Annotated in this window: 18 protein-coding genes; 3 read left to right on the forward strand and 15 right to left on the reverse strand. The window is 40.5% G+C overall.

Annotated features, from left to right (window positions below; translation table 11 throughout):
• The first annotated feature begins 151 nt into the window (after positions 1-151).
• The gene (gene pepT / locus AC503W_RS20405; protein WP_427591672.1) at positions 152-1,387 is read left to right on the forward strand and encodes a peptidase T; all 1,236 of its coding nucleotides are present in this window, start codon (positions 152-154) and stop codon (positions 1,385-1,387) included.
• Positions 1,388-1,452: 65 nt separating this feature from the next.
• Here the strand turns inward: pepT and AC503W_RS20410 are convergent, their stop codons facing one another.
• The 6 genes from AC503W_RS20410 to AC503W_RS20435 all read right to left on the reverse strand — a co-directional run bounded on the left by AC503W_RS20410 (position 1,453) and on the right by AC503W_RS20435 (position 9,745).
• Positions 1,453-3,516: a catalase gene (locus tag AC503W_RS20410; protein WP_402955050.1), complete on the reverse strand. Its 2,064-nt coding sequence runs from the start codon at positions 3,514-3,516 to the stop codon at positions 1,453-1,455.
• Positions 3,517-3,790: 274 nt separating this feature from the next.
• The gene (locus AC503W_RS20415; protein WP_402991141.1) at positions 3,791-4,399 is read right to left on the reverse strand and encodes a hypothetical protein; all 609 of its coding nucleotides are present in this window, start codon (positions 4,397-4,399) and stop codon (positions 3,791-3,793) included.
• Positions 4,396-5,037, reverse strand: a complete 642-nt coding sequence (locus tag AC503W_RS20420; protein WP_402991138.1) for a phosphate starvation-inducible protein PhoH — start codon at positions 5,035-5,037, stop codon at positions 4,396-4,398. The genes AC503W_RS20415 and AC503W_RS20420 overlap by 4 nt, the downstream gene beginning before the upstream one ends.
• A 434-nt stretch (positions 5,038-5,471) precedes the next feature.
• Positions 5,472-6,608, reverse strand: a complete 1,137-nt coding sequence (locus AC503W_RS20425; RefSeq protein WP_494915616.1) for a TcaA second domain-containing protein — start codon at positions 6,606-6,608, stop codon at positions 5,472-5,474.
• A 14-nt stretch (positions 6,609-6,622) separates the two neighbouring features.
• Positions 6,623-7,693 (reverse strand): DUF5105 domain-containing protein, encoded by a 1,071-nt coding sequence (locus AC503W_RS20430; protein WP_494915618.1) that lies wholly within the window; start codon positions 7,691-7,693, stop codon positions 6,623-6,625.
• A 603-nt stretch (positions 7,694-8,296) separates the two neighbouring features.
• Positions 8,297-9,745, reverse strand: a complete 1,449-nt coding sequence (locus tag AC503W_RS20435) for a DEAD/DEAH box helicase (RefSeq protein WP_402991131.1) — start codon at positions 9,743-9,745, stop codon at positions 8,297-8,299.
• A gap of 334 nt (positions 9,746-10,079) precedes the next feature.
• Between AC503W_RS20435 and AC503W_RS20440 the strand changes: the two genes are divergently transcribed.
• Entirely contained in the window at positions 10,080-10,412 is a 333-nt protein-coding gene (locus AC503W_RS20440) for a heme oxygenase (RefSeq protein WP_402869999.1), read from the forward strand.
• A gap of 138 nt (positions 10,413-10,550) precedes the next feature.
• On the opposite strand, the gene rlmN is transcribed toward AC503W_RS20440, so the two are convergent.
• The 4 genes from rlmN to AC503W_RS20460 form a co-directional block, all read right to left on the reverse strand.
• Positions 10,551-11,618, reverse strand: a complete 1,068-nt coding sequence (gene rlmN, locus AC503W_RS20445; RefSeq protein ID WP_402869997.1) for a dual-specificity RNA methyltransferase RlmN — start codon at positions 11,616-11,618, stop codon at positions 10,551-10,553.
• Positions 11,619-11,695: 77 nt separating this feature from the next.
• Positions 11,696-12,175: a 23S rRNA (pseudouridine(1915)-N(3))-methyltransferase RlmH gene (gene rlmH / locus AC503W_RS20450; RefSeq protein WP_402955073.1), complete on the reverse strand. Its 480-nt coding sequence runs from the start codon at positions 12,173-12,175 to the stop codon at positions 11,696-11,698.
• Positions 12,176-12,497: 322 nt separating this feature from the next.
• Positions 12,498-12,659, reverse strand: a complete 162-nt coding sequence (locus AC503W_RS20455; protein ID WP_402869992.1) for a CxxH/CxxC protein — start codon at positions 12,657-12,659, stop codon at positions 12,498-12,500.
• A 169-nt stretch (positions 12,660-12,828) separates the two neighbouring features.
• Positions 12,829-14,037, reverse strand: a complete 1,209-nt coding sequence (locus AC503W_RS20460) for a S1C family serine protease (protein WP_402869987.1) — start codon at positions 14,035-14,037, stop codon at positions 12,829-12,831.
• 205 nt (positions 14,038-14,242) lie between these two features.
• Between AC503W_RS20460 and AC503W_RS20465 the strand changes: the two genes are divergently transcribed.
• Positions 14,243-15,402, forward strand: a protein-coding gene (locus AC503W_RS20465) for an IS3 family transposase (protein WP_427689212.1) whose coding sequence is annotated in 2 segments (ribosomal slippage) — positions 14,243-14,501 and positions 14,501-15,402 — 1,161 coding nt in all. Because the reading frame shifts where the segments join, the coding sequence is not laid out codon by codon here.
• 178 nt (positions 15,403-15,580) lie between these two features.
• Here AC503W_RS20465 and AC503W_RS20470 read toward each other — a convergent pair.
• The 5 genes from AC503W_RS20470 to yycF are packed head-to-tail and all read right to left on the reverse strand — an operon-like array spanning position 15,581 to position 21,030.
• A complete protein-coding gene (locus tag AC503W_RS20470) occupies positions 15,581-16,375 on the reverse strand; it encodes an MBL fold metallo-hydrolase (protein WP_402869984.1) in 795 nt (264 codons plus the stop codon).
• Positions 16,376-16,381: 6 nt separating this feature from the next.
• Positions 16,382-17,176, reverse strand: coding sequence for a two-component system regulatory protein YycI (locus AC503W_RS20475; protein WP_402869982.1), 795 nt, complete (start codon positions 17,174-17,176; stop codon positions 16,382-16,384).
• Positions 17,163-18,488, reverse strand: coding sequence for a YycH family regulatory protein (locus AC503W_RS20480; protein ID WP_402955079.1), 1,326 nt, complete (start codon positions 18,486-18,488; stop codon positions 17,163-17,165). Before AC503W_RS20480 ends, AC503W_RS20475 begins: the two co-directional genes overlap by 14 nt.
• Complete coding sequence (walK, locus tag AC503W_RS20485) at positions 18,485-20,317, reverse strand: cell wall metabolism sensor histidine kinase WalK (RefSeq protein WP_402869978.1); 1,833 nt, start codon at positions 20,315-20,317, stop codon at positions 18,485-18,487. The genes AC503W_RS20480 and walK overlap by 4 nt, the downstream gene beginning before the upstream one ends.
• A 5-nt stretch (positions 20,318-20,322) precedes the next feature.
• Positions 20,323-21,030, reverse strand: coding sequence for a response regulator YycF (yycF, locus tag AC503W_RS20490; protein ID WP_402869975.1), 708 nt, complete (start codon positions 21,028-21,030; stop codon positions 20,323-20,325).

Genomic DNA, 21,030 nt, shown 5'->3' on the forward strand with positions numbered 1-21,030 from the left:
GCAAAAACAGTAAGGTTCATCATCATCCTACTGTTTTTGCTGTTGTTTCTCATGGAAAAAGAAACCCCCATTACACCATTTCAAGCATGCACGAAGATTTCTCCATCCACAGCAACCATGGTAAGATAAGGGAAAAGGAGTTGGATGAATCATGAAAGATAAAATCATTGAGAGGTTTACATCTTATGTGAAGGTGGATACACAATCAAACGAGGATGTTTCCAGTTGTCCTTCCACAGCTGGGCAACTGCATTTAGCCCAACAGTTGGTGGAGGAGTTACAAGCTATCGGAATGTCCGATGTCACCATTGATGAAAATGGTTATGTCATGGCAACTTTGCCTGCCAATTCAGAAAAGCAGGTTCCGACAATCGGCTTCCTGGCCCATGTGGATACGGCAACGGATTTCACAGGGAAAGATGTGAAACCTCAGATCACTGAAGCCTATGATGGTAGTGACCTCCTATTACATAGAACATTGAATGTCATTCTATCACCTGATGACTTTCCCTCCCTTCATGACTACAAAGGACACACATTAATCACGACGGATGGAACAACCCTTCTTGGGGCGGATAATAAAGCAGGCATCGCTGAGATCATGACGGCTATGGACTATTTACTTCAACATCCAGAAATCAAGCATGGAAAAATCCGCGTGGCCTTCACTCCCGATGAGGAAATTGGAAGAGGTCCCCATAAATTTGACGTGGAAGCCTTCAATGCCCAATTTGCTTACACAGTGGACGGTGGCCCGCTTGGTGAACTCGAATATGAAAGCTTTAATGCTGCGTCTGCCAAGATTACCATAAAGGGCACGAACATCCACCCGGGCACAGCCAAGGGAAAAATGGTCAACTCCGCTAAAATAGCCATGGAGCTACATAGCAAACTGCCTGTTAACGAAGCACCGGAATACACAGAAGGATATGAAGGCTTTTATCATCTTAGCTCATTCCATGGAGACGTAGAAGAAACTAAACTATCCTATATCATCCGGGATTTCGATAAGCAAAAATTTAATGATCGTAAAAACTTCATCAAGCAAATTGTCGCCGAGTTAAGTGATAAGTATGGACATGAACAAGTCAAACTGGAATTGACTGACCAATACTACAATATGAAAGAAAAAATAGAACCGGTCAAAGAAATCGTCGATATCGCATACGAAGCCATGGAAAGGCTCGGGATTGAACCAAAAATCTCTCCAATCCGTGGAGGGACAGATGGGTCTCAGCTCTCTTATATGGGACTGCCTACCCCTAATATCTTTACAGGCGGCGAAAACTTCCATGGAAAATATGAATTCATCTCCGTCGATAATATGGTGAAAGCAACAAATGTCATTATTGGAATTGCTTCAATCTTTGAGGAAAAGGCGGTTTAATCGCTTTAACCACACGCGAAAAGCCCAGACTCTATACAGTCTGGGCTTTTGCATGTGGAGTATTCTTATAGTGCACGTGACCAATGTCGATGTTGGGCAATCGCCTCAATGAAACTAGCAGTGGATTTACCCTCTGCATCTGCAGTAATCGTGACAACTCCTGTAATAGGATCACCTGCTGGTATTCCTGCCTGGATCAGAATATCGGCTGCTTCTGTCCCTGCCCCAATCGCTTTGAAATGGTTATAAGCTTCGTCAACAAAATAGATGGCATCTTTTACAGCTTTCAATTGCTCAATGCTTTTCTTGCCACCCGCCACATAAACGGCATCATATAAAACCGAGTCTGCAGTCAGGAAGCTTTGACTCACCTCTAGTTGTTGCCCTTCTTCACTCGTAATCATTCCGCGATTCGTACTGATGATTTCAGCCATGATTCCAGCTGTTTTAAATGCGTCCATGACTTGGTCCATTTCAGAGCCCTTAAATCCATCGGCAGCCAATACAGCCACTTTACGCGTTGCAGGCGTAATGATCTTATTTTGCTCCTGGCTTAAAGCCGGTGAAGCCAATTCTACTTCCGATTCATTTTTATTGGTAGGAGGGTTTACACCGACTCCTTCCGCAATTTTTTCAGCCAATTTCAAGTCCACATTGCTGAACATCTCAACAATTTGTTGTTGGAGATCTTTACTTTTCACTTTACCCACTTCAAAATGGAAAGCTTCGATTATATGTTCTTTTTCCACGTCCGTCATACTATTCCAGAATAGTTTCGCTTGGCTGTAATGATCTTTAAAGCTTTCACTACGCTGACGCACTTTTCGGCCATCTACCTTCTCTTGGTAGTGAGCATATCCACCTTCCGCTTCCGATGCAGGTTCGGGAGAGTTATTGGCTAGCCCATTTTTATGGTAGCTGACTTGTCCTTGGTTGATCGTCATGCGATGCATACCATCACGTTGATTATTGTTAACCGGTGCTACTGAGCGGTTAATCGGAATCTCATGGAAATTCGGTCCACCCAAACGTGAAAGCTGGGTATCTGTATACGAGAATAGTCGTCCTTGAAGCAACGGATCATTGGAGAAATCAATGCCCGGTACGACATGCCCAGGGTGAAAAGCGATTTGTTCCGTCTCGGCGAAGAAATTATCCGTATTTTGGTTCAATACCATTTTCCCGATAATTTTCACTGGAATCTGTTCTTCCGGCCATAGTTTCGTAGGATCTAGGATGTCGAAGTCGAAGTTGAATTCATCTTCCTCCTTAATCATTTGCACACCAAATTCGAACTCGGGGTAATTTCCTGCTTCAATCGCTTCCCACAAGTCTTGACGGTGGAAATCAGAATTTTTCCCGGCAATCTTCTGAGCCTCGTCCCATACAAGGGATTTCACACCAAGAACAGGCTTCCAATGGAACTTGACGAAATGGGAGACGCCTTCTGCATTCACAAAACGGAAAGTATGGACACCGAATCCTTCCATCATGCGAAAGCTTCTAGGAATGGCTCTATCCGACAAATGCCACATTACCATGTGGGCTGTTTCTTCATTGTTCGCAACAAAATCCCAAAATGTATCATGGGCGCTTGCAGCTTGAGGTATTTCATTATGGGGTTCTGGTTTAACAGCATGGATCAAATCGGGGAATTTAATCGCATCCTGTATGAAAAATACCGGGATATTATTCCCAACCAGGTCATAGTTCCCCTCTTCGGTGTAAAACTTCGTTGAAAATCCACGGACATCCCGGACGGAATCTGCTGAGCCGCGTGAACCCGCTACAGTCGAGTAACGTACGAATACTGGTGTCTTAACAGAAGGGTCTTGTAGAAATTTTGCCTTTGTAAATTCCTTCATTGACTCATACACCTGGAAATAACCATGTGCGCCTGATCCACGTGCATGTACAATTCGCTCAGGAATACGCTCATGGTCAAAATGAGTCATTTTTTCACGGAAATGAAAGTCCTCCATCAACGTCGGACCACGGTCACCCGCCTTCAAAGAATGCTCATCTTCGGAAACCCGCAAACCTTGATTGGTTGTCATCTTTTTCCCGTTATCATCCACTCTATATTGTTCCAACTGTTGGTTCTTGCTTTGTTCATTATCTTTTTTCATCCTTGTCTTTCCCTCCAGTACCTTGTCGATAAAAGTCGATGTATAGTCCATTTCATGATGTATGTATGCTAAATAAGTATCTTATTCTTTAATACCACCCTAATTTCATCGATAAACAGGAATCACAAAAGTTATAGGACAAGAGTTCTTTAAAAGCTTAAGACAAATGACGACCTAGAGATGTATCCGCTACTCCTTCCATGTTTTTTTATAAAAAAATGGCTACGGAGATGCTGTTCTCCATAGCCATTACTCATGATAATCTTTTTGCTTCTTACACTTCGCCTTCCGCAAGCCAAGGGAAAAATCCATCTAGGAATTTCTCGGTCGCAGGCATGAAGTATGAGCCGTAATGATAGTCGGGGTCAAGTGTCATGATTACCCAAGTACCTTTTGTACTAACCTTGTCGATGTATAGGACAGCTCCGCCATCTTCCGTTGAAACCAGGATATCTGTCCCTGCCGGAGGCCAATACACCCCGTGTTGGTGCCATGTCGCATCGGCAAGTGTAAGATAGCGACTGAATAAATCATGATCGGGACGTTGCAACACTAAACCACTTTTGGCATCCTTATCAAGCCACCACCAAAAGTTCGTTTCTCTGAATTCCCAATTATGGCCTGGTAGCCATTCATTTAACTGTGGTCCAAAGGAAACGATGATCCCTCCCTCATCAGCAAAATCCATAATTTTCTTCATGGATTTCATGAGTAGGCCCATATGCAACTGGGAAGGAAGAAGGATTACATCAAATTCATCTATAGACGTTTTTTCTAAATCGGGAAGATAAATAAGTTTCTCAATGTATTTTCTGTATTTCGGTTCGGTATATGTCCGATTATGTTGCGAACTGCCTCCATCGATGACTGCAATTTTTCTCATCCCATTTCACCTCTCTCCTGAAGCGTTGAATACTCATCCCGTACCCATTGTATGAGTTGTGGACCAATGCGCTTTTTCGTTCCACTCGCATTCATCGCACCAAATAGGTCACTACCTGCATGAACCAAAATAGTGCCCTTTGTACTATTCCTGTCAATATACGTGATAGGTTCTCCGCCAGGTAAGGTCAACAGAACTTCCGCTCCTTCGGGAATTGGATGGTGCCCCCTTGCGAAAAATCCCGAAACTCCTTTATTATAAGTCATATCATCTTCCTCTACCCCGTCAAAGATTGGATGGCGATGATCGATTGAAACCTCATAATCCTTGTAACTATGAATGGTTTTAGGGATGAAGGAAGAACCTCCAGGTAACCAGTCCAAAAACAAATTCCCACTGAAAACGACAATCTTCTTATCATCCAAAAACTCACGAATGACTTCTTTATGTCTAAATAAGAATTTCTGATCGATTAACCCTTGAACGACCAAGCATTTATAAGGTTTTAAGTCTATATTGGGCAGTTCATATGTATCAACAAAGGTAAAGTCATCCTGATATTGCGGGTCATTCACCCTTGCCTTTCCAAAGTAACTTCCTGTGTCAAGCATCAGAAAGTCCGTTCTATTCTTATTCACTTTTTTTCCTCCTTCGTGTTGCTCTAACTCTAACAATGCTGTTGTGAGACTTTGTGTGAATAGATCCTTAAGGGGTACAAGATTGGGATGTTCCCCTGTACTTTACTGGAAAACCCTATCCGCCAAAGAAGGGACTAAAAGGACTTCCCTATAAGCATGATACGGACTATACAGTAATCGTACTTTAAATTTATCATCGTTGATAATCATTATCAATGGAAGTATTTTTTCCTTTTATAAAAAACCTCCAATTATAAAGGTTTCATGTCGATTATTATATTCTAGAATCGATTTATTTATTTTTTGAATAATAAAATTTGTGACTTTAGCAAGAAAGGATCTTAATTCTATAAAGCCATTTCCTTTGGAACCAAAGAAAAAGGATTTCTCCCCATGGAAGAAACCCTTTTTCTTTATTCCCGCTTTGCACACTCTTACAAGCCCTTGCTACTGTCTTTGCGATTCCATTTGAGCAGTTTTGGATCTTTAATTTTCATTTCCTTTTTATTCTCCCAATCCTCTTCCGTTCCGTCAGCCTCATACTCCTTAATTTCTTCAATAATCCATTTCTTCTTATCGGCATTATAAATCATGGAAAAGTCACGCACCGCTTTATAAGAAAGGTCATCCATTTTCTTTTTGTTTTTGAGTTTCATTTTGCTGTTATAGGACACTACAGCTACCGCTTCCGCTCTCCACTGATTATCAAAGTAACTGATATCCAAATCATCCAGATTAATGACGGCCCCTAAATATTGTGAATGTACTTCATCGACATAATTTTTGACCTGTTCAAAGTTTTCCGCAACAATGGAGGTATCATCTTTAATGTCATCTGAAACATTGGTAAGCTTCTTGGTATCAAAACTGCTGGTTTCAAATACGGCCCAGTCATGATTGAAAACATCGACAGCGGACATGACCGATTTTTGTACATCTTTATCATTTCTAGCCAAGGAATCAGGATCCACTACAAGCGTGACTTCCTTAGATCCACCCCAGACATCTATCTTATCCTTTTTCATGAAAGTACCCAGTTTGTTCTTTACTGTAGTGACCGTGTTATACGTCCCAGGCAAAAATGGACCATACGTGCCCTTCTTACTCTCTTTTACGGATTCCTTCAAGTCATCTACAGAAAGGGATAGTTGATCTTCATCATTTTGTCCCGTCACTTTAATGAATCCGGTTTTGACTCTCATTTTGTATTCCTTGAAAATGCCCCATTTTTTCCCCGACTCCACCAAGCTGACTTGCTGGTTGGTTGCCGAAAAATCCTTATCTTCTACTTGTTCATCCAATCCGTCCTTGATGGCATCAAAACTCGAGTCATTTTTGTTTAAGTACGTAGCAAATGCCTTAATGGATGCATTATTTACCACCGTTCCCTTTTTATCAGGATCGAGTAACTCCTTAAGTTGGTCCGTATCTTTCTTTTCAACTGCTTCTGTAAAGGATGCCACTACTTTTTTGGGTTTATTGTTTTGTTGAACGAAAAGCATGGTGACCAAGACCACGGCAATTAAGGCAACAGCGGAGACCCCACTTATAATCCAAGCTTTTTTCGACATATCTCACTGCTCCTTTAATATTTTGATCCTGCAGCAAAAATATTCGTTAATCTTTCTTGACCATCTTGTGATGAATTAACGTTCCACTTTCCATCCTCTTCTATCATATGAATCTTTAAATCTTCGCCTTCTTCTACTTCTTGGTTATTTATGATTTTATCGAATTTAGATATTAAATACTTTTTGGTACCTTTTTCATCGTATTTTTTCGTTTTTTCTCTATATTCATATTGGTATTCTGAAAGGTCTTCATATATGTTTCGCAATGAAACCGTTGAGAATTCATTTAGCACCACGGCTTTTCCATTTGCCTTGGCAGATGTGACCGTTTTAAACTCGGCCTTTTGTGACTGAGCCGATTTATAAGCAGCATAAAGTTTATCTACTTCTTCATCAGTCAATTTCCCCACAAAGTACCTTTTAATTTTCTCTTTGAATACCTTTTTCGCTTCTTCCTGTATAACCGCTTTATCAGCAGATACTAGTTTTTCATAATCACTATTGTCTTTATCCAGGTATATCGAATCAATATAAGCAGCTAACGCTTTCGCCGGGTCTTGAAGGGCATCAAAACTTTCAGCATAATCTGCCGTATTCACCTTAATGATCACTTCTTCAATTTTCTTTTCATAGTCTTCTGAAGCCGCTTTTATCCCTATTTCATACTCTTTATCTTTTTCTACTTCAAAAAAGCCTGTGGTCGTTTTCGTTTTGCCGGCACCCAAATCGCCACTAGACTCAAACTCAATCCCTACGTTGGTGTTATATGCATCTGAAATGGCATTTGTCTCTTCATCGCCATCGTATAACTTAAATCCATCTCTTGTTGAGAGTCGAATGCCATCCTTTGATTTATTACTCAACTTAAATTTAACAGCCAGGACTCCTTTTTCTGTACCTTCTTCAGCCACACCATCATCTTTTCCAAGTAGCACAAAAGATGCATCCTCAATGGATACCTCTAAATCCTTATTCTTACTCTTGCTATCGCTCTTTTTTTCCGAAGATCCACTAGAACTGCTGCATGCAGATAACAACAGCATACAAATAAACAATAGCGAAATACCCCTTAACTTAGACACCATCAAAATTCCCCCCTATAAATAAGTAAAAGACCGCACACTTTCCAGCGAGATCTTTGGATAGGGAAAAAGAATACCGAGAACCATTAGTTAATGCAGATCAATGATTTAGACTGGTATGTATTGGATTCTTTTTCCACTTATCTTTATTTACCTCTAATCGACCTACCACAAACCCAAAAACAACCTATTTTATGAATATTTTGGTATAATTTTTATAGTTGAACAGGCATAAAGTATATAGGTCATATCCACTTCTTTACTTTCATGAGCCATTTTAACCATTCCCCTATTAAACCAGAAAGCCCGCTACGATTTTTTCCCATAAATTAAAACTGCACACAAAAAAAGATCATCCCTTAGGACGACCTTTATATCAATTGCTAACACTATGTAACTCACGGTAATAAGGTTCTTTGTATCTTCGCACATGTTTTTCGCGGGAAAACCAAGGATAGGATGTCCAGTGAAGTCTCCGGGTAGCTTCTGATGTGCCACTCCGTAAGAAAGGTGAATGTTTCCGTTGTTTCACTAGTATTAGAGCGAACCTGGCCTTACAAGAATCAGAAAAGATATATGTACGTCTTTTCCGATTCTTCCTGCCATTTATCGTTTATTTGCCTCGGAAACCTTCAAAACCTTGCCTTTGACTTTCGTATTCTTCATCACTTTCAAGACCAGCGGACCTTTTCCATTCAATATCTCTACATAGGAAACATTATCCTGAATGGTTATAATGCCGATGTCCTCTGCATTTACTCCATCTATTTTTGCAATGGTACCCACGAAATCTACGGCCCTGATTTTCTTTTTCTTGCCGCCATTAAAATACAGCTTCATAATTTGTCTGTTAAGCTGTTCACTTTTACTTTTTTTAATTTTTGGCCGTGTCTTTAGCTTCGCTTCAAAATCATTCTTCATGTCCAAGATATATTCTTTTGATGGAGCCGGCATGGTAGGGATCGTAAATCCGATATAGCTTTGAATCTCGGTGAGGAACTTACCTTCGAATGGAGTCACAAATGTGATTGCCTTCCCCTGTTTACCCGCACGTCCTGTTCTACCTGTACGATGGACATAGCTTTCCTTTTCAAGTGGTAGGTCATAATTGATGACATGGGTAATATTATCAATATCAATTCCACGTGCCGCTACATCGGTCGCGACTAGATAGCGGAATTCACCTCTTCTGAACTCGTCCATCACTGCCAGGCGGTCCTCCTGAAGCATCCCTCCATGAATCATATCGCATGGATACTCTAATTCCACTAACTGCTCACATACTTGGTCGACCTTGTCTTTTGTGCGACAGAAAATGATGCAGCTATCTGGATTTTCGACAATCGTAACATCTCTAAGCAGGGTAAACTTGTCATCTTCCTTGACTTCAATAACAGCATGTTCGATTTTTTCAGTCGTTAAGCCGGTTGCCTTTATTTCAATATCCAAAGGTTCCTTCATATATTTATGGCACAGTTTTTTAATGCTATCTGGTAAAGTAGCGGAAAACAGCATCGTCACACGATCCTGCGGCAGTACTTTAATGATGGCTTCCACTTGCTCGATGAATCCCATATTTAACATTTCATCGGCTTCATCGATTACCAAATGGGATAATCGGTCTAAAGCGAATGTACCTCTTTCAATATGATCAAGGACACGTCCAGGCGTACCCACAACCACGTGGCTCTTTTGCTTCAACTCCGCTTTTTGCTGGGCAAAGGGAGACTTCCCATATACCGCAGTTGCTTTAATCCGTTTAAATCGACCAATATTCGTAATGTCCTCCTTAATCTGTACGGCAAGCTCTCGCGTTGGTGTTAAAATGAGCGCCTGTGGCTTATTCTCCTGCCAATCGACCATATCACAGAGCGGTATGCCGAATGCAGCCGTTTTTCCGCTTCCCGTTTGCGACTTCACGACCAGGTCCCTTTTTTGCAAAGCAACAGGAATCACTTCACGTTGCACTTCCGTTGGATGCTGATAGCCTAGGCTTTCCAACGCCCGAACTATTTCATCACTTAATTTATAATCAATAAACTTAATTTCCGTCATATAACAGCCTCTTTTATTGTTTAGTATCTTGCTTTATTGTTTCCGTAATTGTTATTTCCTTATACTAAATTCTATTATACGCGATATGCATCAATAAACCTTATAATTCCTAAACCAATTCCCGCTTAAAAAGACTTCCCTTCATGCCATCCGGGTATAATACTTTTTGAAAGACAAATAATAAGATGGTTCGATATATACTCAAAACAGCAAATCCAGTATAGAATTCATTATCAACAGTTATTGATTAATCAAAATGGATTATAAGCTTAATAATGTGCTAAAATATGTATGTAATGAATCAGTTAAATAACCTTAAAAGGAGAGATTAATGATGATAATCGTAGCAAATAAAATCAAAGTAAAAAAAGGAATGGGAGCAGTAATGGCACCAGGCTTTACGGCACCAGGCCCTCTAGATACGACAGAAGGCTTCGTTAAAGTTGAAGTATTGTTAACACAAAACTTAACGGACTACGACGAACTAAACGTGAATATGTACTGGGAAAACATGGACAGCTTTACTGCATGGAGAAACAGTGACGCGTTTAAAGCTGCACATAAACGTCCAGAACCTTCTTCAGATGAAGCTAAAAAAGAATCACCAATTATCGGTAGCGAAATTGTCACATATGAAATCGCTTCTGTAAAAGAAATCGCTAAATAATCAACTTCTCATTTAAATGAGGCTGTATCCTTACAGCCCCATTTTTCTTGTTTTTAGAAGCATGGCCGTTCATCTTTCAGCATAAAAAAACAGTATGTGTGCAAAAACATACTGTTTTTTCTATACATGGGGCCTTTCTCAGTTGGCCTCTGCTTTTTTGATTTGTTTACTTCTTAACTGACCACAGGCAGCATCTATATCCGTACCATGTTCCTGACGGATTTTACAATTCACGCCTCGTTTTTTCAGCGTATCATAAAATGCTAGCACTGACTCCTTCTCGCTTCTTTGATATTGACTGTGTTCATCTACAGGGTTATATGGAATCAAGTTTACATATAAACGATGTTTCTTGTCATCAAGCAATTCGGCAAGTTGTTCGGCTTCTTCTCGATGATCGTTGACGTCCCTCAATAGGATATACTCAATCGTAATTCTACGATTCGTTTTTTCCAAGTAATAATCCAATGACTTCATTAATTTTTCGATTGGAATGCCACGATTTATTTTCATGATTCTCGTTCTTAGTTCATTATTCGGGGCATGTAAAGAAATGGCCAAATTAACCTGTAATTGAGTATCGGTGAATTCATAGATTTTATTAGCCAGCCCACTCGTGGAAACAGTAATGCGTCTTGCTGCAATAGCCAACCCTTTATGGTCCATGATGACCTTCAAAAAGTCGATCATATTATCGAAATTATCAAAAGGCTCGCCAATCCCCATTACGACTACATGACTGACGATATCCCCTTGTCCCAACTGATCAAGATGGAGTTGAACATTCATGATCTGTTCCACTATTTCTCCAGCAGTTAAGTCACGGCTCTTCGCTAATAAACCGCTTGCGCAAAAACTACAGCCTATATTACAGCCTACTTGGGTAGTGACACAAACGGATATCCCATACTTATGGCGCATCATGACCGTTTCAATCAGGTTACCATCCAGTAATTTGAATAGAAACTTGATTGTCCCATCCGCCGACTCCTGTTTAACATGTTCAGTCAAAGTCTGGATGACAAAGTTTTCTTCCAGCAGTTGAATGCACTCTTTATTAACATCTGTCATATCAGAGAAATCCGTAACGCGCGTCCGATAAAGCCATTCCCAGACTTGGGTTGCCCGGAATTTTTTATGGCCATGCTCCAAAAGCCAAGCTGTCAATTGTTCAAATGTTAATCCATAAATGGACTCTTTATTCATATGGTTACCCTCTTTTCATAACGTTAAGATTAAATTCTTTACCTAGCTAACGCTACCACCCATCATCGATTGGGTGATTATTTATGGTATGGCTCATTTCTATTTATCCGAAACGCCCGATAGATCTGTTCCAACAAAACTAACTTCATGAGTTGATGCGGAAAGGTCATTTTAGAAAAAGAAAGGGCATAATCGCTTCTAGAAATCACATCGGCACTAAGCCCCAGTGAACCACCAATAATAAAGGCAAGTTTGCTTTTTCCATAAGTGGCAAGTTGGTCAATATGGGTCGCAAGTTGCTCAGAAGTGAGCTGTTTCCCATTGATTTCAAGCGTAATCACATAAGTATCCTGGCTAATTTTCGCCAAGATCCGTTCACCTTCTCTTTGCTTGACGATATCCATATCCGCTGCACTCAAGTTTTCTGGTGCCTTTTCATCAGGCACTTCTATAAAATCTATATTAGCATAGGCTCCTAGCCGTTTTGTATATTCGGCCATTCCTTGCTTTAAGTATTTTTCTTTGAGCTTGCCAACCGTAATGATCGTTATCTTCATATATATCCTCTGACTTTCCATATGTTTTTAGTTCAATTGTTGGAAGTACCTCCTATTATCATACCTTAGAGAGACCCATAAACAAAACAAGCAAATCCTTTCCAAATCCAAAAGTTAAGATTTAAGAGACTTACCTATAAAGAATATTGGACTATATTTGCTTCCTAAATAACAAAAAACCAGCCCTTCTAAAAGAAAGTGCCGGTGGTTTTTTGTTATGACTTTTTCCAGTATTTTAGTCTTTCAAAATAGGTTACGAACAGGTTATCCACAAAACTTATCCACATATCCACAATTTCTATCCACATCTTGTATGGGAATATTAGTTCCCTACTAGATATATTGCCACGTTTCGACAATATTCACAGGTTGTTGATAACTTATTTTCTTCTGAAACCAGCGTTAATAACGGATACGTTTCACACTCATATACAACTTCATCGAGCGCCATATCAACGTGTTCCTGACAACAATATAGGTTCATTCCTCATTCTCCTTTTCATTTTTTATTGGCCAATCTTTTGATGCCACTTATCCACAATTCGTTTAGTATTCATCATATTCGGCAAAATATCCACAAGTAATGGTATCAAACGATAATAAAAACACAAGCAAAAAAACAGGGAAAGCAAAACTCCCCTGCTTTATTGCTTTTAGATTTCTCCACTTGAAAGCTTAATTTCTGCGGTTTCCTTTTTCCCATCTCGGTAATAAGTGATTTTTACAGTGTCGCCAATTTTCTTTTCATTGTACAGGTACTTCCTCAATTCAACGATATCATGAATTTTTTCATTATCCATACCAACAATTACATCAAATTCCTCTAGGCCTGCTTTTGCCGCTGGTGAGTTACTTTGAACGCCAGTCACAGCCACACCAGATGTTACTTTGTTTGGCAATTTTAATGTATTCTGCTGATGATACTGTGAAATTTCCTCCACTGATGCCAGGTTGACGCCTAAGTAGGCACGTTTCACTTCACCATATTTCTCAATATCACTGATAATAGGAATCGCTGAATCAATCGGGATGGATAGACCAATGCCTTCTACAGCATTTTCCGCAATCTTCATGGAATTGATCCCAATGACCTGACCGGACATGTTCACGAGGGCCCCGCCACTATTTCCTGGGTTAATTGCCGCATCGGTTTGGATAACTTCTGCATTCCAGTCTACCTGCCCGTCCTCATCGATATCCACTTCAATGGTACGCTCTACTCCTGAGATGATTCCTTGTGTAACGGATCCAGAGAATTGAAGTCCTAATGGGTTACCGATCGCTATGACTGGTTCACCTGGCTTTAATTTTTCGGTTGTGCCAAACTCTGCTACCGTCTTAACTTTATCCGCTTCCACTACCACGACAGCTAAATCCGTCCAAGGGTCACTTCCTTGTAGCTCGGCAGGTAGCTTGGTTCCATCACTTAACGTGACCTCTAACTCATTAGCATTCTCGATAACATGATTGTTCGTGACAATATAGGCTTTGCCACCATCCTTTTTATATACGACTCCAGATCCAGTACCCGCTTCGGCTGAACTGCTTTCGTTGCCTTTTCCGCCCCAGAAGGAAGTTTCCTGAATATTGGAGATGCCAACAACTGCATCGCTTGCCTTATCAACCGCACCCGTGACAGCACTTGTGACCTCTACGGAAACTTTCTGCTGAATTGGCTTGGCCTCTTCACCATCCGTTGAATTTTCCGTCTGGTTTGGGTTTGTTTCATCATTTAATACCCCACCGCCCGGGAATGCTAATAAAATCAGCAGAGCCCCAATGATGGCGCCTCCTAAGCCTGACAGAAAATAACCTGTACGGCTTCCTTTTTTCTGTTTATTTTGGTTCTCTTCGTTCTCCAAGACCGCTCCATCCTCTCTTTTTAGGAATGAATTATAGCAATTACTAGTGTTTGATATCCACCCTTAATTATACTCAATTAACAAGAAATATCTAAAAAAATGTATGCCATATTTAGCTTTCTGGTATTATCCCCTACAGGTAGACGGAGTAAAAAGAGAACATGATAAAATGTTCTTAACAGTCTATCTGGGAGGGGATTTTTCTATGGCAAAAAAGGGGCAAATCTTTCAAACATATACAGAAGAATTAAAGCGAGAAGTTGTTCGTTTGAAGTTAGAGGAAGGCTGGTCATATCGTCGGCTTCGTGAGCGATTTGGTATCAAAAGTGATGCACAAATAGCGAATTGGGTAAAGAAAGTGCAGAATAATGAGCCTTTTGAAGACCAACGTGGTGTATGGAACCGTAAGAATTTTACTAGTGTAGAAGAAGAAAATGCTTATCTGAAAGCGCAGGTGGACTATTTAAAAAAGCGCAATCCAAATCTACATGGGAAGGAATGGTCCTGAAAGCCGAAAGGTTTCAAGTGATTGATGAATTGAGGAAAGTACACCCACTCACGTGGCTAATAAAAATCGGTGAAGTTTCAAGATCTGGTTATTATAAATGGCGGAAGACTCAGTCTAAACGATCTCTAAGACTTGAGAAAAACCTATGGATAAAAGAACATATATTAGCCATTCATAAGATACATCCATACTACGGATATAAGCGAATGACTCGAGCTTTATTTAGAGAGGGAATCGTTGTAAATCATAAGCGTGTGCGTCGCTTGATGAGAGAATTGGGAGTTACATCTGTAATTCGAAAGAAACGCCCTTTCTATGGTAGAAGAGGATCCGTAGTATTTAAGAATGTTTTAAACCGTGAGTTCTATGCAGAGTCCATGTTTCAAAAGTTAGTAACAGATATAACCTATGTGCGGATTGGAGACACGTTTGCCTACTTATCTGCCGTTTTAGATTTGTATAATAATGAAATTGTCGCATGGGAAGTTTCTTCTCGAAACGATCTTGAATTGGTTCATAATACGTTGAATCAGTTAAGGGATAAGTCATTCGAAAAGGGTGCCCTTCTTCACTCTGATCAAGGATTCCAATATACGACGAAATCATACGAAAAGCAGATAAAAGAACTCGGTATCCAAGGAAGCCACTCTCGTCGTGGCAATTGTCATGATAACGCTTGTATAGAAAGTTTCTTCTCGCATTTAAAAACAGAGAAGTTATATTTGGTAAGCCTAAAAACAACAGAGGAAGCTTATATAGCTATTCAGGAGTATATAGAATTCTACAATACGGATCGCTTCCAAGAAAAATTTAACGGCCTTTCCCCGATTGAATATCGAGAAAAGGCCGCAGCTTGAAATACTCTTTTTTTATTGTCTACTTGACAGGGTTATGTGCATTCTGCCTCTTTTTTTATCATCATTTTTCTATTCATTCAGTACTAACCAACCAATACCCTTTTTAATCCCCTTACTAACTAACCCATTAAAAATAAAAAAGGAATGAAGCAGGTTTCCCCACTCATTCCTTTACTCATTATAGTGTAACAAGCTCTGTTGGTCTTTTGGGATCCGTATCGTAGAGCGAAAACTGCTCGCCAACAATAATCCCTTTCGTTTTTAAGGTTTGCTCCACTGACATTCTTGCAAGGTCTTTCATATTATTATCCATACTTAAATGGGCTAAGTATATCCGTTTCGTCTTGTCCCCTGCCACTTCACTCATGGCAAGAGCAGCATCTTCATTGCATACATGTCCAACATCGCTTAAAATCCGGCGTTTGATGCTCCATGGATATCGACCCATCCGAAGCATGGACACATCATGGTTGCTCTCAAACACATAGGCATCGGCATTCGTGATGATGCCTTTCATCCGATCGCTGACATAACCTGTGTCGGTTATGACCACAAGTTTTTTTCCTCCCTGATGGAACACATAAAACATCGGCTCGGCGGCATCATGAGATACACCAAAGGATTCAATATCAAGGCTTCCAAAGGTTTTGACTTGTTCCATTTCAAAGGCGAATTTCTGTTCAGGAGAAATCTCCCCGATGGAACGCTCCATTGCTTGCCATGTCTTTGTATTCGCATATATGGGGAGCTTATGTTTTCTAGCGACGACTCCCAGACCTTTAATGTGGTCGCTATGTTCATGCGTAACCAGGATTCCAGAAAGCTTGGACATATCTCGGCCGATATCCTGAAATAATCCTTCCAAGGCTTTCCCACTCAATCCCGCATCGACAAGGAAAGATTGGTCCTCCGTCTCCACGAACAAGGCATTTCCCGTACTCCCACTTGCGAGTACACTAAAATGCATAGTCATCTATACTCACTCCAGTATTTTTTCTTCTGTATTTAACTCAATCACTTCGCCATCGAACGCATTTACGAATAAATCCGTTTCATCGTTCACGACTACCCACCATGTCGGTACAAGAAGATGTGAGAACGATGTGGTTTGCAACGAATTATAAAATCCAAGCTTTACGTCCGTAACTTCGTCTTTTGATACGATATCACCATGACTATATAAGGCATAAACAGCATCCAGGTCGGAATACAGCTCTTTCGGTTTATTGAACTTTTCAATTCCCACTAAATATGTCTGCTCATAGGAGGTCACTTCGGCTTCCTTATTCAGATACAAAGTGACCTTTCCTTTACTGTTGTTAAAAAACATCTTATTGTCGGAAACCTGATAGCAAATGATGGTTTGATTATCCTTATCATAGCTCCAAAACCCATATTCACTTCCGTATAAAATGTGATCCTTCAGGAATATGGTAACATCCGCGGGATGAATTTCTTTGCCTAAACTGATGGGCGTTTTTAATGAACCGACCAGCTTATTCCCATCTATAATATTTACTTTCTGGTTGTTTAGATTCTTTAGTTCTTTCTTATCAAATGTTTTACTTTTTGCAATTAAGAATTGATCCTTTACCTTTTGCTTCGAGAGCGGAATGGTTTTGATCTCGTCTTCTTTTAGAACTTCCTCATAGGAAGACTCTGCAATGAATTCATATTGGTTATCATTGATTTTCTCAAGAAACTGATACAGTAAAAATATATTCAATATGAAAAATACCATTATGAATATGGATTTTGTATTATTCCAATCCATCGTTATCGCCTCCTGCATTTTCGTCAACAGGCGCAATCAACCACTTTTCACCGGAACGGTAATACCAAGTTGGTTCCAATGTAACGAGAGTAACGAGTTTAGAGTCCAACGATTTGTTTAACTTATAACCTATTGAAATATCTTGCACACTATCGAGGTCGATGTTCCCGTTCTCTTCCAGCTGGTTCAACACTTCATTTCCTGTAGGCAAGGTCACTACAGATCCTTCTGATGGCAAGACGGAAGCCAATGAGAAGTAGGGACGTTGATAACTATAAATATCTTCCTTCCCCCAAATCTGCTCGATTTCAGTCATTCCATATTCGTTGAAAGCTGGATAACCATCTATAAATAAACGGAATACCACACGCTGCTCATTTTCCGACATATAATCAAATCGGTAATTACTACCTTCCCACCCGGCATGATCATTGATGAAATCAATGCTTTTTTCCAACAGCTCACTAGAACTGCCGAACACTTTACTCTTTTGGGCAGGGTTTATATACGAGAGAATATAATTTTCATTGTTGACTGACAACAGTCTTGTTCCGTCGGAGTATTCCTCGCCTCGGGTGACCGTTTCTTGACGAACATATTTAGGATTACTGAATAAGGCATCTTTCAGATTCTTAACGTCCAGATAATCTATATAATATTGATATCGGTTGACTTCCACGGGCTTTTCCGGAACAAAAATCGTCCTTTTATCATGTAACGTATGAGCTGTATAGGTAGGATAACTTTTATTATAGAACTTCTCACTGAACTTTCTAAGGTCCTTAGTAGGGACCATTCCTTGATGGATTTGTTCATGTTCATAAGAAACGAAATAAACGGCTGATTGGTCACCGCTGATATCCTTCTGCTTGATCACGATCCGGTCAAAGGTAAAGCTCGCCATATCTTCGTCCTTTACATCCAGTACCGTTTTATATAAAGACATCGGTACATCATCGGAAAAGTTGATCTCGATTGATCTATCCTCATGGACGAAATCATCGAAGTCCCTTTGAATCATCTTCAATGACATCTGCTTTATATCACTAAACGTCCATTGGGAAAACTCTTTCTCCATTCTTTCGATTTTTTCGGGATCGATTGTCTGGAAATGCTGTCCGTTACGATGAAAAAGAACACTGACGGGTTTTATGACATCACTGACAATTTGTTCATCACTCTTGATTTTAATCAGATCGGATTCATCGATTTTTTTATATTCAGGCTCGTACGTCCAAATACTCCATGTCAAGAAAACGCTTGTCCCAACTAAAATAATCAGTATGATACTTTTCGCACGTTCAAAATTCATGCCCAATCATCCTCTTCTTCCTGTTCGTAAGGAAGTGTAAAGAACACCGTAGTTCCTTTTCCATCCACACTTTCCGCCCAAATTTTGCCTCCATGGGCAACGACCATTTCCTTTGCAATCGCCAGCCCAAGTCCAGTCCCTCCAAGATTCCTTGCCCGCGCTTTATCCACTCGGTAAAATCGGTCAAAAATCTTATCGATCACTTTCTTAGGGATACCGACACCTTGATCGGTTACGCTAATCACGATAAAGTTTTCCTTTGGCCTGATACGGAATGTCACTTGACCTCCTTCAGGAGAATACTTCAAGGAATTCGAGATGATATTATAAAGAACCTGGGTGATCTTGTCTTCATCAATGTCGACAAAATACGCGTCCTTTGGTATGTCTCTTTTAAAAGTAATATCGTCATTTTTCGTCATTTCAAAACGATCGATAATATGGTCATAGAACTTATTCAGATTCACCCATCCGGTTTTAAGCCGGTAATCTTTACTGTCCATTTTTGAAAGCTGTAACAGGTCATTTACAAGCCTGATCATCCGCTCCGTTTCATTTTGTGTGACACTTAAAAAGGCAGGGGCAATCTCTTCATCTTTCCAGGCACCTTCAGCCAATGCCTCGAGATAGCTTCTCATCGTCGTGAGTGGCGTACGCAACTCATGGGATACATTAGCGACAAACTCTCTTCGCTCCCCTTCTATCTTTTCCTGCTCCGTAATATCATGGAGCACTGTAATCAAACCATTAACGAAGCCCGTTTCCTTTTGGATGACGGAAAAATTCCCTCTTAAAATAAACGGTTGACCCTTTTTGCTGTAATCAAGGATGATGGACTCCCTTTCTTCCAGTAAATCTTCGAATTTATATTCTTCCTCAAGTCCCAACAATTCGATGATTGGTTGGTTCATGACGGCTTCACGTGAGACATTCAAAAGCTGTGCGGCAGGTTCATTTATCAAATTCACCCGGCCACGCCTATCCGTCGATATAACGCCATCCGTCATGTTGGTGAGAACAGATGAAAGCTTCCGTCTCTCCCCTTCCGTACTCGATTGCGACTCTTGAAGTTTCTTAGTCAAGTTATTGAAGGTAACGGCTAGCTGCCCTATTTCGTCATCGCCATATACTTTTACCTTTCGTGAGAAATTCCCTTTGGCCATCACCAACGCCTGTTTCCTCATATCAGACATTGGCCGTGTGATGGTCCGCGCAAGCAGAATCCCCAAAATGGCTGTTATGGCCAGAGCGATGGCCGTGCCAGTCATGAAAATGGCGTTGATTTCATCCATTTGTTCGAAGACATTCTCCATCTCCGCAATGACATAGACCGCTCCTATCACCGTACCATTCGCTTCAATGGGTGTTGAAAGGACCCATACACGCCTGCCAGTATTCGGATCTCTATATATTTCATGATCCTCGCCACCATAAGTCAACGTGTTCTTGATGATCGGCAGTGTCGTTTTCTTTCCTACAATCTCTTGGTTACCGGGATCGGACGTCCCAATCACCCGCCTGCTGCGGGTATCGATAACGCGCACTTCCGAAATATCATTCGTTGAGTTGTCGCGATCTTTCAATACCGTATTAATGGCTTCTTCGAGGGTAGGGTCTTCCTCCCCCCTCGATTTCTCCATTTCTTCCCCAATGCTATAGGTAAGCAGGTTAACATGGCCCTTGATCGACTTTGTGAAATTCCCGACGAGATTTTCTTCCAATTCCCCGACAAAATACACCCCAATTATTTGCATGGCTACGAAAATAAGCAACACATAAATCAGGACGAATTTAAAATGAATTGAACGAAAAAAACCAACCTTTTTCATAGATATTACTCCTGTTCAGGGTTACGCAGGTAATAACCGACCCCTCGTCTAGTTACGATCCAACCTGGGTGACTTGGGTTATCCTCAATCTTTTCACGGAGGCGTCTAACGGTTACATCGACAGTTCGGACATCGCCAAAGTAATCATATCCCCACACAGTTTGCAATAAGTGCTCCCTTGTCATGACCTGGCCAATATGTTTAGCTAAATAATGAAGCAGCTCGAATTCTCGGTGCGTTAACTCGATCGTCTCTCCACGCTTAGACACGACATATGCATCAGGATGGATGGTAAGATTGCCTATTGTAATTTCTTTTGGCTCATTTTCTTGATCTGGCACCGGAACGGCTTGTTGACGTCTTAAGTTTGCCTTTACCCGAGCAATTATTTCCCGGGTACTAAACGGCTTCGTCACATAATCGTCCGCACCAAGCTCTAATCCTAAGACTTTATCGATTTCCGAATCTTTTGCTGTTAACATGATGATTGGCGTTTCATATTTCTTTCTTACTTCTCTGCAAACTTCCATCCCATCACGCTGTGGAAGCATGATATCGAGTAAAATCAAATCAGGTTGAAGCTCTTCCACCATTTTTAGAGCTTCATTGCCATCATATGCACAGGAAACATCGTACCCTTCCTTTTTTAAATTGAATTGTAAAATATCTGCAATCGGCTTTTCATCGTCCACTACTAGAATTTTCTTATCCAT

It is taken from the genome of Peribacillus suis (assembly GCF_059384845.1).

Coding starts and splice junctions, on each gene's coding strand:
- pepT (WP_427591672.1), top strand. CDS start 152: ATGAAAGATAAAATCATTGAGAGGTTTACATCTTATGTGAAGGTGGAT.
- AC503W_RS20410 (WP_402955050.1), bottom strand. CDS start 3,516: ATGAAAAAAGATAATGAACAAAGCAAGAACCAACAGTTGGAACAATAT.
- AC503W_RS20415 (WP_402991141.1), bottom strand. CDS start 4,399: ATGAGAAAAATTGCAGTCATCGATGGAGGCAGTTCGCAACATAATCGG.
- AC503W_RS20425 (WP_494915616.1), bottom strand. CDS start 6,608: ATGTCGAAAAAAGCTTGGATTATAAGTGGGGTCTCCGCTGTTGCCTTA.
- AC503W_RS20430 (WP_494915618.1), bottom strand. CDS start 7,693: ATGGTGTCTAAGTTAAGGGGTATTTCGCTATTGTTTATTTGTATGCTG.
- AC503W_RS20435 (WP_402991131.1), bottom strand. CDS start 9,745: ATGACGGAAATTAAGTTTATTGATTATAAATTAAGTGATGAAATAGTT.
- AC503W_RS20440 (WP_402869999.1), top strand. CDS start 10,080: ATGATAATCGTAGCAAATAAAATCAAAGTAAAAAAAGGAATGGGAGCA.
- rlmN (WP_402869997.1), bottom strand. CDS start 11,618: ATGAATAAAGAGTCCATTTATGGATTAACATTTGAACAATTGACAGCT.
- rlmH (WP_402955073.1), bottom strand. CDS start 12,175: ATGAAGATAACGATCATTACGGTTGGCAAGCTCAAAGAAAAATACTTA.
- AC503W_RS20455 (WP_402869992.1), bottom strand. CDS start 12,659: ATGAACCTATATTGTTGTCAGGAACACGTTGATATGGCGCTCGATGAA.
- AC503W_RS20470 (WP_402869984.1), bottom strand. CDS start 16,375: ATGACTATGCATTTTAGTGTACTCGCAAGTGGGAGTACGGGAAATGCC.
- AC503W_RS20475 (WP_402869982.1), bottom strand. CDS start 17,176: ATGGATTGGAATAATACAAAATCCATATTCATAATGGTATTTTTCATA.
- AC503W_RS20480 (WP_402955079.1), bottom strand. CDS start 18,488: ATGAATTTTGAACGTGCGAAAAGTATCATACTGATTATTTTAGTTGGG.
- walK (WP_402869978.1), bottom strand. CDS start 20,317: ATGAAAAAGGTTGGTTTTTTTCGTTCAATTCATTTTAAATTCGTCCTG.
- yycF (WP_402869975.1), bottom strand. CDS start 21,030: ATGGATAAGAAAATTCTAGTAGTGGACGATGAAAAGCCGATTGCAGAT.